Source organism: Microbulbifer regidiadema (SeqCode) (assembly GCF_052466995.1).
This window is the reverse complement of record NZ_CP174297.1, coordinates 3,593,597-3,607,213: the sequence shown is the minus strand read 5'-3', so window position 1 is coordinate 3,607,213 and position 13,617 is coordinate 3,593,597. Positions and strand designations below refer to the sequence as shown.

The window sequence follows — 13,617 nt, the reverse complement described above, 5'->3', positions numbered from 1 at the left end:
ATAAGCATCATTCCCTCTGCATGCTGTCACCCGAGACTCAAAATTGTTAACCTCACTAAAGATCTCAACGAAGGACTATTAAATGAGATATATCAGCCTAATTCCTCTCTGCTTCCTACTCAGCGCCTGCGAGCCAACCCAGTTCGCAGGTGGTACCGCCTTGCCAGATGGCTCTGTCTACCAGGGCGATATGCTAAACGGTCTGTTTCATGGGCAGGGTCAGCTCGAATGGCCCAACGGCATCCATTACCATGGCAGCTTCCATGAAGGTCGCATGACCGGTGAAGGTAAGTTATCTGAAAGTGATGGCTGTAGCTACGAAGGGGAGTTCCTCAACGGAGAGTTCCATGGCAAAGGCCGCTATAGCTGCGATGAAGCTGAGTGGGCGGGGGAATTCCTTGAGGGAGAGTTGCAAAACGGTACCCTGAATTGGAATGACGGCGAAACTTATAGCGGTGAGTTTTTGAACTATAGCTTCCACGGCCAAGGCAAGCTCACAAAAGAGGATGGCAGCCTTTATCAGGGCACCTTTGAAAACGGCTATTTAATACAGGGCAGTTACTCGGATAGCGATGGCTATCGCTATACCGGCAGCTTCGAATACGGTTCCTACTCCGGCGAAGGAGAACTCACCCAATCCGATGGTACGATTATCCGCGCTACTTTCCGCTATGGCGAAGCGGAGGGTGAAGGGGTGCGCATCAGTACCGATGCCAAAGGCAGCACTATCGAGGAAAGCGGCTATTTCTCCAGTGGTACCTATTACCCCAGCGAAGACGTCTGGCGTACACAGGCAAATATACCCGGCGCCCAGGCAGAAATTCGTCTCTACAGCGAGAGTGAGCGCTTACAAAATGCCATCGCCGCACTGCCCGCACAGAGGCCCGGTGTACGCGATATCTACACACTGCTCATCGGTGGTGATGGCACCTCTCCGGTATTCGCCAGAGAGCTCGACTGGGTGGCAGAGCGTCTCGACGAAGCTTTTGCCATCGACCAGCGCCTGCTGCGTCTCAGCAATGGCGGCGGTTACGCTTTCCCCCTGGCCACCCGTACCAGTATCCAGGAGAGCCTCAAGGCTATTGATCAGTTGATGGATCCCAGAGAGGATTTGCTGCTGATACACCTGGTCAGCCATGGTGCCCGCAATGGAGATTTCAAAATTGCCGAGGGCGAAATCCCCCTCAACGATTTCACCCTGAAAGATGGACAGCAATGGCTGGATAATATTAACGCCCAGTACCAGTGGATTATTGTTTCGGCCTGCTTTTCCGGTCAGTGGGTAGAAGCACTAAATAGCCCCAATCGAGTCATCTTTACTTCGGCTGCTGCCGACCGCAGCTCCTTTGGTTGCAGTGACGATTCCCAGCGCACCTGGTTTAGCTCAGCGCTTTACGGCGAGGCCCTAAAGCAAGGCGTCGACAATCCCAAAGCCTGGTTTGAAGCTACCAAATTAAAAGTGACTGAGATGGAGCGGGAACAGGGCATCAGGAAAAGCCGCCACTCGCTTCCCCAGTATTCAGTGGGAGAGGATTTCCTAGCTTGGTGGCAGAAAAAAACCAATTAACTCGCTGGGGGCTCTCTGAAAAGATCCCTCTTCGCCCGCAATCGGTATCTCTAAGCTCCCGAGCGCAGAGTACCCCTTTTTGCTAACAACGCTCTGATACGATCCAATATTTATCCCAGCGGCGTGCCGCCCCTTGCACAATCACTGTACAAGCGATAAACACTGATATTCTTTCATTTATTACCCCCAACCTGACGGCAGGGATATAAACTCTCTGTATCATTCTCTTTATTACCCTAAACCGCTATAATTTAATATAAATTCGATAAGCAAATAAACTGGAGCAGGGTAAAATATATCGCGAGAAAATTAGACGCCTTCCCAAGAAACCCAATTTTCAAGAATCAATTTTTAGAGCTTTAATTAGGCACTACATGGCCAAAACAATAGTTTCTATCGATTTATCAAATCTTTATTTTTATCACCCCTATAAACCTCCTGCACTTCAGAGTTGAATGCAGGATATTCATTTTACCTCTCGCAGAAATGTATAAAGAAGAATAACCAGGCATGCAATGTGACAAGAGTGCCTATTGTGTGGATATTAGACGTTTATTGTCTGTATAACCGCCACTTCAAATATGAAAAAAATATTGGATTTTGAGCCAAAAAATAGGCTTAACTTTTTAGCTACCTACAGGAAAGCTCTTACTTGCGACAGAGGATATCCCACAGCGGTTGAATCCCATTCACAGATTGTGAATGGGATTCAGGATAGGTTTAAGCAGATTTTTGCTGCTCAATAAAGCGCTGCATCTGCTCTTCCAGCATCGACAGCGGCAAGGCGCCGTTACTTAGCAGTGCATCGTGAAACGCCCGCAAATCAAATTTGTCACCAAGCTCTCTTTCCGCCTGGGCACGCAGCTGGCGAATTTTAATTTCGCCCATTTTGTAAGACAGTGCCTGACCCGGCCAGGAAATATAGCGATCGACCTCCGCGCGCACATTTGCCGGAGACAGCGACGTATTCTCGGCAAGGAAGTCCAGCGCCCGCTGGCGCGTCCACCCCTGGGAGTGAATACCGGTATCAATCACCAGGCGCGCTGCACGCCACATCTCATAACTGAGCCGACCAAAGTGTTCGTAGGGCGTGGTGTACAGCCCCATTTCCTTGCCCAGGCGCTCTGCATACAGGGCCCAGCCCTCGCCATAAGCGCTCAAGTAGAGATTGCGGCGAAATTCCGGCACATTCTCAAGCTCCTGCGAAAGGGCGCCCTGTAAATGATGGCCCGGCACCGCCTCGTGCAGGGTGAGCGCGGGCAGCTCGTACAGCGGACGCTGGTCCAGTCCGTGCGTATTCAACCAGTAGGCACCGCCCCGAGTGCCGCCAATGGCCGCCGGGTTATAGGAGGCGGTAGTGTAATTGGGGGCTATTTCACTGGGCACCGGTACCACACCGTAAGGCGTGCGCGGCAGCCGCTTAAAGAATGCCGGCAGTAAGTAGTCGATACGCTTGGAGATATAGGCCGTTTCCTTGAGCAGCTGCTCCGGTGTCTCAGCATAGAACTGTGGATCTGTACGCAGGAACTGGGTGAACTCCGCAAAGCTCCCTTTAAAACCCGAGGCCTTAATCAGCGCGGTCATTTCCGCGCGGATTCTCTCTACCTCGGCCAGACCTGTGCGGTGAATCTCTGCCGGGTCCAGATCCAGAGTCACGTAGTAGCGGATATTGTGGCGATAGTAAGCGCTCCCACCAGGCATCTGCTCGGCCCCCAGGGTCTTGCTGGCGGCTTCGAGGTAATCTTCCTCAAGGAAGTCCGCCAGCCGCGCGAAAGCGGGAATAGCCACCTGTGCAATCACTGCCCGTCCGCGCTGTCGCAGGCGCTTCTGCTCAGCGGGCGCTATAGACTCTGGTATCTCGGCAAAAGGAGTGTACAGACTGCTTTTTCTGGGATCTTTGTATACCTGGGCCCGCACTGTTGGCGCTATGCCCTCAACAACGATTTTCGGCAATACAAAGCCGCTGCGAATGCCCTCGCGCATATTCGCAATATTCTCATCGAAGTAGCGACCAAATTCGCCGATGCGGGCAATATAGTCTTCATAGTCGGCGATATCTCTCATCGCCAGGCCGCTATTGGCTTCCAGTGCATCGGCATAGAAACTTGAGAAGGTATTCAGGGGGATTCGGTCGAGAAATAACTCTTTGTGCTCAACTGAACTAGCCAGCACCCAGGAGAGCAGTTCACTATTCACCCGATCTGAAGCACTCAATTTGCGCTTGTCGATAGCTTCAAGGCGCCGAATAAAAGCCCGCTCAGCCTCAATACGGCGCTGGCGATCTTCGGCAGTCACCCCCGGCAGTTCGCGATTGTAGTCGGACACCCCAACCCGCCCAGCACTAATCGGGTCCTCTCGCAGTGTGTACTGCCAATGATCGGCAATAACCCCCTGTAGTGCTTCAGTGGCCGTGGCTGCCCAGGCTGAGGGCGTGACTAAAACGGCGGCAATCATCGGCCCCGCCAGGGATTTCAGGTAATAGGAAAGTGATCTCTTGGTTTTCACCCCGGGCTCCGTAGTGCGGTTGGTATCTTACAAGAACAACAGAGCTTGCCGATTGGCTCCTTTATAAAGACTCAGCAAAGACAAGCTTGTGTCAGCACTATACACCAAGGGGGCTATAGGGGCTCGGCGGGGTAGACATAGCACCACAGTAGGGGCGGCGCCCCTCCCCCACCAAGTGATCAGCCTATTGGCAGTTAAGCTGCGTGGGAATAACAGAACACATCATAGTTTTCACTCAAGCCGAGGGAGTACATGGACTTGCTCCAGAAGGAGTTGATAAACCAGTTGCGGAATTCATCTGCAGTGGGGAACCAGAATTCACCAAAATTTGGGTCGAAAAACGCCACGTCCTCTGCAACCCAGGCCGCCATCGCATGGCCACCCATTTTGCCCTCAATACCGATCTTCTTATAAGTACCTACACCTTTCGGTGGCTTCCGCAGGATTTCATTGACGAGATTGGCCGGATTTTGTCGTGTCGTTTTCCCCCTCCCGTAAAAGTCGCCATGAAAAGCCTGGATTCTATTCTGGGCATTTGCCCCAGGATTCACGATGCTGTCGTTCGTGTGTACCCTTAGAATATTATTAGATCGGAGCCATGACTCAGAGACCCGGTCCTGATTGACGGCATTGCCACCAATCTGGTGCAGAGTCATTACGTGAAAAAGGTGCTGTTCACTCAGTGTGCCATTGGGGAAGAGCCAATTCCAAAGACTGCCTCCCTTTGCGTGATGCTTTATCCAGTGTACAGAAAGGGCTTCACAAACCCCGGCAGAGGTATCTTTATGTATAGTGATCAACCCTCTCACTGGGTTTAAACACTGGCTGAAATTATATAAGAGTGTGCCGCCATGTTGTTGCACCGATCTCTGCACAGGGGCAACTCTGGTTCCCGTAACTGCAAGTATTGTTTTATCAAACCAAATTGGCATACCCATACCTCTGTATTTGCAAAAATATAAGCACTTTGTTTAGTGCATTACTGTGTATGGATAAGATTGAAACAGAAAAATTACAGAGCAGGTAGGCGTTTAATTTTTTTTAAAATCGACTCTGGCACTTTTTTCTCAGAAACTGAATTTACCGTTTAAGCTCGACTTCGGCACAAACTTTAATTTGACTCTGGCACTATTTTTTATCACAAGGAAAACTACTGATATTTACTTCAACCCCCCAAAAAATATAGACCAAACTGGCATTTATAGTCATTTTTATACGGGGTATTTAAATAGACTCTGACACTATTTTTTCAAATAAAAAAAACAGTGTTTACTAGATACGGCCGTCTATTGCAACACCTTTTTCTCAGTAGGCGACAATTGCTGTATAAATTTTGCGGTACCGGAACAAATCCACAGGCATGACCTAAATCGAAAGAGTGGGTCGATAGTGATATAGGTAAGTGTAGTACTGCAAAAAAAGGCAGCCGGGTAAACCCGGCTGCCAAATGCCCATGGGGGAGGGCAGAGAGGGGGAAATGGATAGTGTACTGCTATCGGTGGCAGCACTAACCAAGAACAGCGTTTCCCAGTTTAGGTGCGACTAGCATAGGAGCGAACTTCATAGCCGCCGCTCAGCCCCACAGAGTACATGGAGTTATTCCAGAAAGACTGGGTAAACCAATTAAAGAAGGCGTTTCTGGATTCGAACCAGAACTCACCAAAATTGGGATCGAAGAAAGTAATATCCTGTGCAACCCAGGCTGCCATTGCATGACCGGCAAAGGTACCATCGAGGCCGATCTTCTTATAACAGCCGGCACCGCCGGTTTGATCCAGAATAATCTCCCTCGCTAAAGCATTGGGGGAGAAAACGCCACTCTGCCCCTGTGCCCTGCGGGGGTTATGGATACCTCGAATAGTATTTCCACCCCGACCATTGGGGAAAGCACCGCCAAATACATTTTGGCTGGTCGGGAAAATATTTTGCGTGCTCAACCAGGCCTCGGTTGTTCTATCTTGGTTATTGTGAGTACCGGCCTGCTGTAAAGTCATAACATGAAACAGGCGCTGCTCATTCAAAGTCCCCGCAGGCATTAACCAATCCCACAGGCTGCCCCCATCGGAATGATGCTTGATCCAAAAGGCAGACAGAGATTCACAAACACCGCCGGAGGTATCCTCGTGAATAGTGATTTGCGCTTTTACCGGATCTACGCACTGACTAAAGTTATAAGTCAGCTGACCTCGATGATTGGCTACAGACTGTTGTACAGGGTTTACGCGGCTTGCAGTTACGGCGAGAACGGTTTTATCGACCCAAATAGGCATGTTCGATCCCTCTTTTTCTAAGATAGAAAACGCTGCACAAATCCTTCTATAAAAACCGAAAATTGGTAGCGTCTGTCAATTGGGCGGGCATTGAACCAGAAAAGTTCCCGAGCCAACAGTGTATAAAAGTGATTTTTAAATCGACTCTGGCACTATTTTTTTAGAGCGCACTCACTCTGCCTATCGGGGGCAAACGAGGGGCCCAATAGTCAAAATAAATCTATCAGTGAATCACACTTAATCGACAATAAAGAGAGTGGAAAAATTAAATCCGGAGTTTATTTTTAACTGATAATTAATACTATTCTTAACCAGCCGTTTATTAACACCGAGTTAATCTACAACATTCGCAGAAACTACAATATACAAAACCAAACAGTTTAATAACTCATTAAAGACAACAGGGCGCAACCTTTAGAGCTATGAAACAGATTGCATATGCCTGCCGTAAAAGCGCTCGCCGCTCGGCCAATATTTATTCGCGCAAGAAAACTTGAGTAAAGGGCTTGCAAAAAATGCAGGCAAATAAAAACCCGATCAAACTGAAGCCCCAACAGAGGCTGATGGGATACTCATATTCGATCGGGTTTCGTTCGGGCGGGATTAAACCTGCTCTACGGTCTGCTCAATGCGGCCAAAAATGGACTGACCTTGATCGTCGAGCATTTCGATGGCAATGGTATTGCCAAAGTCCATAAACGGAGTGCTCGCCGCACCATCTTGAATGGTCTCGATCATACGAATTTCAGCAATACAGCTGTAGCCAACACCGCCCTCGGCGACAGGCTTACCCGGGCCGCCATTCAGCTTATTGGATACGGTTCCAGAGCCAATAATAGTGCCCGCACACAGTGGACGGGTTCTGGCCGCGTGGGCAACCAGCTGGCCGAAGTGGAAGGTCATATCCACCCCCGCATTGGGCTCGCCGAACTTTTCACCATTCAAGTGGGAGACCAGGGGCAGATGCAGCTTGCCCTCACGCCAGTTCTCACCTAACTGCGCGGGCGTGACACACACCGGGGAGAAAGCGCTGGAGGGTTTGGACTGATAAAAACCAAAGCCCTTGGCCAGTTCCGCTGGAATCAGACCGCGCAGGGATACATCGTTAACCAGCATCACCAGCTTGATATGGGACAGGGCATCCTCGGCGGACACCCCCATGGGTACGTCATCGGTGATCACGGCAATTTCCGCTTCAAAGTCGATGCCAAAACCCGAACTTTGCGACATCTTTACCGGCTCGCGCGGGGCCAGGAAGGTATCGGAGCCCCCCTGGTACATCAGCGGGTCGCTGTAAAAACTCTCCGGTACCTCGGCACCACGAGCTTTGCGCACCAGCTCAACATGATTGACGTAAGCGCTGCCGTCGGCCCAGTGATAGGCGCGCGGCAAAGGTGAGGCACACTGGGTCTGATCGAATGGCTCCCCCTGAATCTCACCGTTTTGCAGGCGCTCGTGCAGTTTCTCCAACTCGCCACAGACGGATGCCCAGTTGTCCAGTGCACTCTGCATCGTAGGCGCAATATCGCCGGCTGACACCATACGGGTAAGATCGTCGCTGACAACCACCAGTTGGCCATCGCGGCCGGATTTAAGGCTGGCTAACTTCACTGTGCCTCCCCTTCAGTTTTTTCCACAAATTCTTCCTCCCCGTGCATCCAGGCGGCATGTCTCGGGGCTTTTTTCGTACGCGACCACTCGTCCAACATATCCTCAGCAACCCGCTTCAGCTCCTTGTGCATACCGGGCTGGGCGGTGTTGGCGGCCAGCTCGATGCGGTGGCCATTGGGATCGAAGAAGTAGATCGACTGGAAGATAGTGTGATCGGTGGGGCCGAGTACGTCGACCCCGGCCGCTTCCAGCTTCTCTTTGGTCGCGAGCATTTCTTCCATGGACTCCACTTCGAAAGCGATATGCTGTACCCACTTAGGGGTATTCTCGTCGCGCCCCATCTCCGGGGAGTTGGGGATTTCGAAGAAGGCAAGCACATTCCCCATACCCGCATCCATAAAGACATGCATATAAGGGTCCGGCTCGCCGGTTGAGGGCACCTCGTTTTCGGCAATGGCCAGCTGGAAGTCCATGCCGAGCAGATCGCGGTAGAATTCCACCGTCTCCTTGGCGTCCCGGCAGCGATACGCTACGTGGTGAATGCGCTTAATACCCATTGAAGCCTCCGTTTTTATTCCTTTTCTTTAATCACGCCGCGCTTGAGCTGATCGCGCTCAATGGATTCGAATAGGGCTTTAAAGTTGCCCTCACCAAACCCTTCGTCTTCCTTGCGCTGGATAAACTCGAAAAATACCGGACCGAGCATATTGGCGGAGAAGATCTGCAGCAGCAGACGCGGTTGACCGCCCTCAGTGGTGCCATCGAGCAGGATGCCACGGCTCTGGAATTCCTCGGTGGGCTCACCGTGACCCGGCAGGCGCTCTTCCAGCATTTCGTAGTAAGTGTCCGGCGGCGGGGTCATAAACTCCATGCCGCGCTCTTTCAGGCGATCCCAGCAGGCGATCAAATCGTCACAGGCAAAGGCGATATGCTGGATACCTTCGCCGTTGTACTTCATCAGGAACTCTTCGATCTGACCGCCGCCACCAGCTGCTTCTTCGTTCAGAGGGATACGGATCTTGCCATCCGGTGCCGTCATCGCCTTGGACAACAGACCGGTATACTCGCCTTTAATATCGAAGTAGCGAATCTCGCGGAAGTTAAACAGGTCTTCGTAGTACTTGGCCCAGTAATCCATACGGCCGCGATACACGTTGTGGGTGAGGTGGTCCAGAGTGTGGAAACCGCAGCCTGCCGGGCGGCGATCTACGCCCTCTTCCCAGATAAAGTCGATATCGTAAATGGACTCGCCATCTTCGTAGCGGTCGATCAAATACAGAGTCGCACCGCCGATACCTTTGATCGCCGGCAGGCGCAGTTCCATTGGGCCGGTATCCACATGCACGGGCTGTGCACCTTTGCGCAGGGCCTCCTCATAGGCGAACTTGGCATCTTTCACCCGGAAAGCCAGACCACAGGCGGAGGGACCGTGCTCCTGAGCGTAGTAATAGGCGTGGCTGTTGGGCTCGTAGTTGGTAATAAAATTGATATCGCCTTGGCGCCACAATTCCACAGCTTTGGAGCGGTGGCGGGCGATTTTCTCAAAGCCCATGGCGGTAAAAACGGTTTCAAGAATGCCTTTTTCCGGCGCGGTAAACTCTACGAATTCGAAGCCGTTCAGTCCCATTGGGTTTTCAAATAAGTCGGCCATGCGGTCCTCCATTTCTTATCATCGCAGTACCTCAAAGCGGGGCTGCGGATTGTGGATTTAAAGCGCAAACGAAGTTAGTTGCAGATGTAACTAATGTCAAGGAACACTGAATTCACAGATAAAATAGTACTAATGGAGGGCTTGTAGTCACTAGAACCAGGCGGTGCCAGGTGAAATCCCCTGCTAACAGTGAGACCTCAGACAGGGCTGGGGGGAGTCATCAAACGCTGGATGTGACACAGTGTGTTGTGCCACACCCTGACACAATCGAGCTTATTTAGGGGCGCACTTGCCGGTATCGGTGCGACAAATATGCTCTTTGTGAAACTTGCCGGTCATCTGGTCACACTGAGATTTGCTCACATCGCCAGCACAGGCATTCTCGGCATGCTGGCAGCAACCGGTTTCAGCACTGCCCATTCCCGTGCCATTCATGCCCTCCTCTTTCTTGCGCTGTTCGCAGGCAGATAGGGTCAAGACCATCGCCGCAGCCAGTATCCCAATTGATGCTCTGAGTCTCATAGAAGCCTCCTAAGTACCCGGCTTAGCAGCCGGTGGTATGGATATCGCGGAGCCTGCCGCGCATTGCTTTGTGCGACCCGCGTAGATTTACCCGGTATTTCCACCCGCTGAGGGCCGACGGCTGGGCGCGCTATCCCGTTTCACCCTGCAAATTTACCGGGCCATGCATTGACTCTAGCCCACACTGGCAGCGAAACCATCTGACTAGCAGGACATTTAGCTTTATTTGCCCACGACAACCCATTCACGCCAGTGAAACCTTTTTGTATTTGCCAGAGCCGGTACAATCGTTCCCGTTTGCCGGGCCAGAGTCCCGGCTGGAATAGATATATTGAGGACCCCCTATGCTTCTCGCCGCTCTTGCCATTATTGCCGGCTTTATTGTGCTGGTTTGGAGTGCCGACCGCTTTGTAGATGGTGCTGCTGCCACCGCAAAACACTGCGGCATGCCCACACTGTTAATTGGTATGGTGATCGTCGGCTTTGGCACTTCCGCCCCGGAGATGGTGGTTTCCGCCATTGCCGCACTCAATGGCAATCCCGGCCTGGCTCTGGGCAATGCCTACGGTTCCAATATCGCCAATACCGGCCTGATTCTCGGCTTCAGTGCCCTGTTGATCCCCCTATCAGTACACTCAAAAATTGTGCGCAAAGAGCTGCCACTATTGCTGGCCATCACTCTGCTCAGTGGCGCCTTCCTGTGGAATGGCCAACTGGAGCGCTGGGAGGGCATTGTTCTGCTATTCGGTTTCTTCGCCTTGATCGGCTGGAGTATCTTTTCTGCCCTGCGCAATAAAGGAGACCAGCTCGAGGGCGAATTGGACACCGAACTGGAAGATAACCTTATGCCACTGGGTGCCGCGATCTTTTGGCTACTGGCGGGGCTGGTTCTATTGATTGTCAGCTCCCGGATTCTCGTATGGGGAGCGGTAACCATTGCCGAGTCCCTGGGGGTCAGCGATTTAGTGATTGGCCTCACCATTGTCGCCCTGGGAACCTCACTGCCCGAATTGGCCGCAACCCTGGTGGCCGCACGAAAAGGGGAGTACGACATCGCCATCGGCAACGTCGTCGGCTCCAATATGTTCAACCTTCTGGCGGTAGTCGGCATTGCCGGCACTATTGCCCCTATGGGCAGCGTGCCCCACGAAGTGCTGGCCCGCGACTGGCCGATGGTTCTGGGCCTCACGATCGCCCTGTTTGTGTTTGCCTACGGCTTTAAGGGCCAGGGCCGCATCAATCGCTGGGAGGGCGCCGCCCTATTATTAGCCTACTTGGCATATACCGGCTATCTGGTGGGGACCATTACCAAAGCCGCGCTCTGACCCTGTGCGGGGTGGTGCCACATCACCCCCTACCCCTATTTCTCCGCACAAAAGTCGGCGGCTACTGGCCTATCTCTATAAGAGGGGGGCCATAGATCGATCGTTAGCGCTTTCTCTCCAGCCGCGCCAGATGGCCCTGAAGGCGCTCTATCTCATCCAGTAACTCTAGTGCCAGTGCCGCACCGGCAAGATTTACCCCCAAGTCCCGCTCCAGACTGTAAACCCGCCGCACCCGGCGCACACAAATACCGCTAAAACGCCACTGTACCTGCCTGCTGCGCGGCTCAATAATACCCTCCTCGACCAAGGCGATAATCCGCTCCGCCGGCACGCCGCAGGCCCGGCACAGCTCACTTAGAGTTAACTCACTCTCTTCATCTAGGAGGACACCGCTGAGCTGCTCAACCTTTTTAGGCATCACCACGGTCCTCCCAGGGACTGGCGCGGATTGAAATTAAATGCTTCGCCAAGCTGGCGGTAGGCGTCGCGCTCCCTATCGGTGGTGGCCTTTGGTGTTACCGTTTGCATCACGATATACATATCCCCCGCTTGCTTTGCCGGGATACCGCAGCCCTTAAGGCGCAATTTTTTGCCATTGGCGCTATTTGCGGGAATGGTCACTTTCAGGGGGCCAGCGGGCGTGGGTACCTGGACTTTGGCACCGAGTATGATTTCCCAGGGTGCCAGTGGCAGCTCCAGGTAAACCGTTTTGCCTTCTATATGGAAAAGGGGGTGGGGATTAAACGCAACTTCCAAATAGAGATCTCCGGGCTTCCCCGCACCGATACCCGGCTCGCCCTGTCCGGCCAGTCGAATCTGTTGCCTCTCGGTAATCCCTTTGGGAATGGTGATATTGAGTGTGCGCTCACGCAATTGCGGTCGCCCATCCGCTCCCAGTACCGAGTGCTTTAAGGTCACCTGGCGCGTACTGCCGCGATAACTGTCTTCAAGATCTATCGTGATACGGGCATAGGTATTGTCACCCCGAGCGCTATAAGCACGCTGCTGCCCGTGCCCATAAGTCTGATGAAATCCACTTCGACCAAACAAGCTTTCAAAAAAGTCACTAAAAGCTTCGGGGTCAGCTTCGGTATATCCGCCGCCGTGGAACTCAAACCCCTGATCCCAGTTGGGTGGCGGTCGGAAATCCTGCCCAGACTGAAAACTGCTGCCAAGTTGATCGTAAGCCGCGCGCTTCTCTGGGTCCTTCAATACTTCATAGGCCTCATTTACTTCCTTAAAGTGCTCTTCGGCGCCCTCTTCCTTACTGACATCAGGATGATATTTGCGTGCTAGCTTGCGATAGGCACGCTTAACCTGCGCCTGATCCGCACTCCGCTCCAGACCGAGTATTTTGTAGTAGTCCCTGTATTCCATGGCTTTAATAAAAGCCGATAGTGGGGACGTTCGCCATATACTTATAGCGATAAACCTGACAGGAAGATTATTTGAAGTTCAATGCCTTTTACTAAAAAAGATAGGATGGCGCCGATCGAATAAACGACGCCAATGGGAACTATTAATAACCCGTCTCGTAACTCATTGAGCCACTCAGATATTCAATGGAGCCATCGGTATAGTGAATATACACTTTTGCTAAGTTTGAAGAGTAAGCTTGCACTGTCACAGAACAGGACAAACCGGAACTGCAACCATTAATCCAGTTCACATAGTCTATAGATTTTGTAATATTTGTTATTTCCCACTTTCCAGAAGTCGATGATCCAAAACTAAAATCCAAACCGCCACAATGACTTGTTCCATTACCGTATACATGCCCCCCGGATTTAACGTTCAGTGTACACTCCAAGTCTGCGGAAAGAGCCGGCAGGGCAACTAGAGAACCCGCCAACAAGGAAATAATTATTAATAATTTTTTGACGTTCATTTTATTTCACCTTAAAAAATACTATATATTTATTAATACTTACAAAACAACTAACAACGCCAACGATGCTAACACCGCCAGCAAACACTTCCCATAACAATAAAATTACAAATCGAAAAAAATGAACTGCCTACCAATTTCTTCCGATTAATTTCTGCCAATATAGAAATCATCTGGCACAGCCATTCAATAGAGCAAAAAAATTAAATAACAGAAACCTCTAATTGGCTTAATAGTAAATATTATTAGAGAGAGGTAAATGTAAAATAAAACAAAAT

12 protein-coding genes are annotated in these 13,617 nt (G+C 51.5%); 2 read left to right on the top strand and 10 right to left on the bottom strand.

Features of this window, described 5'->3' with window-relative positions:
- The first annotated feature begins 82 nt into the window (after window positions 1-82).
- A complete protein-coding gene (locus tag ACJJIK_RS15760; RefSeq protein WP_444943298.1) occupies window positions 83-1,567 on the top strand; it encodes a C13 family peptidase in 1,485 nt (494 codons plus the stop codon).
- A 720-nt stretch (window positions 1,568-2,287) separates the two neighbouring features.
- On the opposite strand, the gene ACJJIK_RS15755 is transcribed toward ACJJIK_RS15760, so the two are convergent.
- The 7 genes from ACJJIK_RS15755 to ACJJIK_RS15725 all read right to left on the bottom strand — a co-directional run bounded on the left by ACJJIK_RS15755 (window position 2,288) and on the right by ACJJIK_RS15725 (window position 10,126).
- The gene (locus ACJJIK_RS15755; protein ID WP_444943297.1) at window positions 2,288-4,072 is read right to left on the bottom strand and encodes a DUF885 domain-containing protein; all 1,785 of its coding nucleotides are present in this window, start codon (window positions 4,070-4,072) and stop codon (window positions 2,288-2,290) included.
- Window positions 4,073-4,266: 194 nt separating this feature from the next.
- Entirely contained in the window at window positions 4,267-5,004 is a 738-nt protein-coding gene (locus tag ACJJIK_RS15750; protein ID WP_444932365.1) for a YopT-type cysteine protease domain-containing protein, read from the bottom strand.
- Between the two features lie 600 nt (window positions 5,005-5,604).
- Window positions 5,605-6,342, bottom strand: a complete 738-nt coding sequence (locus ACJJIK_RS15745; protein ID WP_444929235.1) for a YopT-type cysteine protease domain-containing protein — start codon at window positions 6,340-6,342, stop codon at window positions 5,605-5,607.
- 603 nt (window positions 6,343-6,945) lie between these two features.
- Window positions 6,946-7,953 (bottom strand): fumarylacetoacetate hydrolase family protein, encoded by a 1,008-nt coding sequence (locus tag ACJJIK_RS15740; RefSeq protein WP_444943296.1) that lies wholly within the window; start codon window positions 7,951-7,953, stop codon window positions 6,946-6,948.
- A complete protein-coding gene (locus ACJJIK_RS15735; protein WP_444943295.1) occupies window positions 7,950-8,510 on the bottom strand; it encodes a VOC family protein in 561 nt (186 codons plus the stop codon). The genes ACJJIK_RS15740 and ACJJIK_RS15735 overlap by 4 nt, the downstream gene beginning before the upstream one ends.
- 14 nt (window positions 8,511-8,524) lie before the next feature.
- Window positions 8,525-9,604 carry a 4-hydroxyphenylpyruvate dioxygenase gene (gene hppD / locus ACJJIK_RS15730; protein ID WP_444929232.1) on the bottom strand — a complete coding sequence of 360 codons (1,080 nt, stop codon included), beginning with the start codon at window positions 9,602-9,604 and terminating at the stop codon, window positions 8,525-8,527.
- A gap of 273 nt (window positions 9,605-9,877) precedes the next feature.
- Complete coding sequence (locus tag ACJJIK_RS15725) at window positions 9,878-10,126, bottom strand: hypothetical protein (RefSeq protein ID WP_444929231.1); 249 nt, start codon at window positions 10,124-10,126, stop codon at window positions 9,878-9,880.
- Between the two features lie 344 nt (window positions 10,127-10,470).
- On the opposite strand from ACJJIK_RS15725, the gene ACJJIK_RS15720 reads away from it, so the two are divergent.
- Entirely contained in the window at window positions 10,471-11,451 is a 981-nt protein-coding gene (locus ACJJIK_RS15720) for a calcium/sodium antiporter (protein WP_444929230.1), read from the top strand.
- 103 nt (window positions 11,452-11,554) lie between these two features.
- On the opposite strand, the gene ACJJIK_RS15715 is transcribed toward ACJJIK_RS15720, so the two are convergent.
- The 3 genes from ACJJIK_RS15715 to ACJJIK_RS15705 form a co-directional block, all read right to left on the bottom strand.
- Window positions 11,555-11,869, bottom strand: coding sequence for a chaperone modulator CbpM (locus ACJJIK_RS15715; RefSeq protein ID WP_444945074.1), 315 nt, complete (start codon window positions 11,867-11,869; stop codon window positions 11,555-11,557).
- Window positions 11,869-12,828, bottom strand: coding sequence for a DnaJ C-terminal domain-containing protein (locus ACJJIK_RS15710; protein WP_444943294.1), 960 nt, complete (start codon window positions 12,826-12,828; stop codon window positions 11,869-11,871). Before ACJJIK_RS15710 ends, ACJJIK_RS15715 begins: the two co-directional genes overlap by 1 nt.
- A 142-nt stretch (window positions 12,829-12,970) precedes the next feature.
- Window positions 12,971-13,339 carry a hypothetical protein gene (locus ACJJIK_RS15705; RefSeq protein ID WP_444943293.1) on the bottom strand — a complete coding sequence of 123 codons (369 nt, stop codon included), beginning with the start codon at window positions 13,337-13,339 and terminating at the stop codon, window positions 12,971-12,973.
- Between the last annotated feature and the right edge of the window lie 278 nt (window positions 13,340-13,617).

Bases quoted from the DNA above. Each gene is read 5' to 3' on its own strand.
- ACJJIK_RS15715 (WP_444945074.1), bottom strand. From the start codon at position 11,869: ATGCCTAAAAAGGTTGAGCAGCTCAGCGGTGTCCTCCTAGATGAAGAG.
- ACJJIK_RS15725 (WP_444929231.1), bottom strand. From the start codon at position 10,126: ATGAGACTCAGAGCATCAATTGGGATACTGGCTGCGGCGATGGTCTTG.
- ACJJIK_RS15745 (WP_444929235.1), bottom strand. From the start codon at position 6,342: ATGCCTATTTGGGTCGATAAAACCGTTCTCGCCGTAACTGCAAGCCGC.
- ACJJIK_RS15760 (WP_444943298.1), top strand. From the start codon at position 83: ATGAGATATATCAGCCTAATTCCTCTCTGCTTCCTACTCAGCGCCTGC.
- ACJJIK_RS15735 (WP_444943295.1), bottom strand. From the start codon at position 8,510: ATGGGTATTAAGCGCATTCACCACGTAGCGTATCGCTGCCGGGACGCC.
- ACJJIK_RS15710 (WP_444943294.1), bottom strand. From the start codon at position 12,828: ATGGAATACAGGGACTACTACAAAATACTCGGTCTGGAGCGGAGTGCG.
- hppD (WP_444929232.1), bottom strand. From the start codon at position 9,604: ATGGCCGACTTATTTGAAAACCCAATGGGACTGAACGGCTTCGAATTC.
- ACJJIK_RS15720 (WP_444929230.1), top strand. From the start codon at position 10,471: ATGCTTCTCGCCGCTCTTGCCATTATTGCCGGCTTTATTGTGCTGGTT.
- ACJJIK_RS15705 (WP_444943293.1), bottom strand. From the start codon at position 13,339: ATGAACGTCAAAAAATTATTAATAATTATTTCCTTGTTGGCGGGTTCT.
- ACJJIK_RS15750 (WP_444932365.1), bottom strand. From the start codon at position 5,004: ATGCCAATTTGGTTTGATAAAACAATACTTGCAGTTACGGGAACCAGA.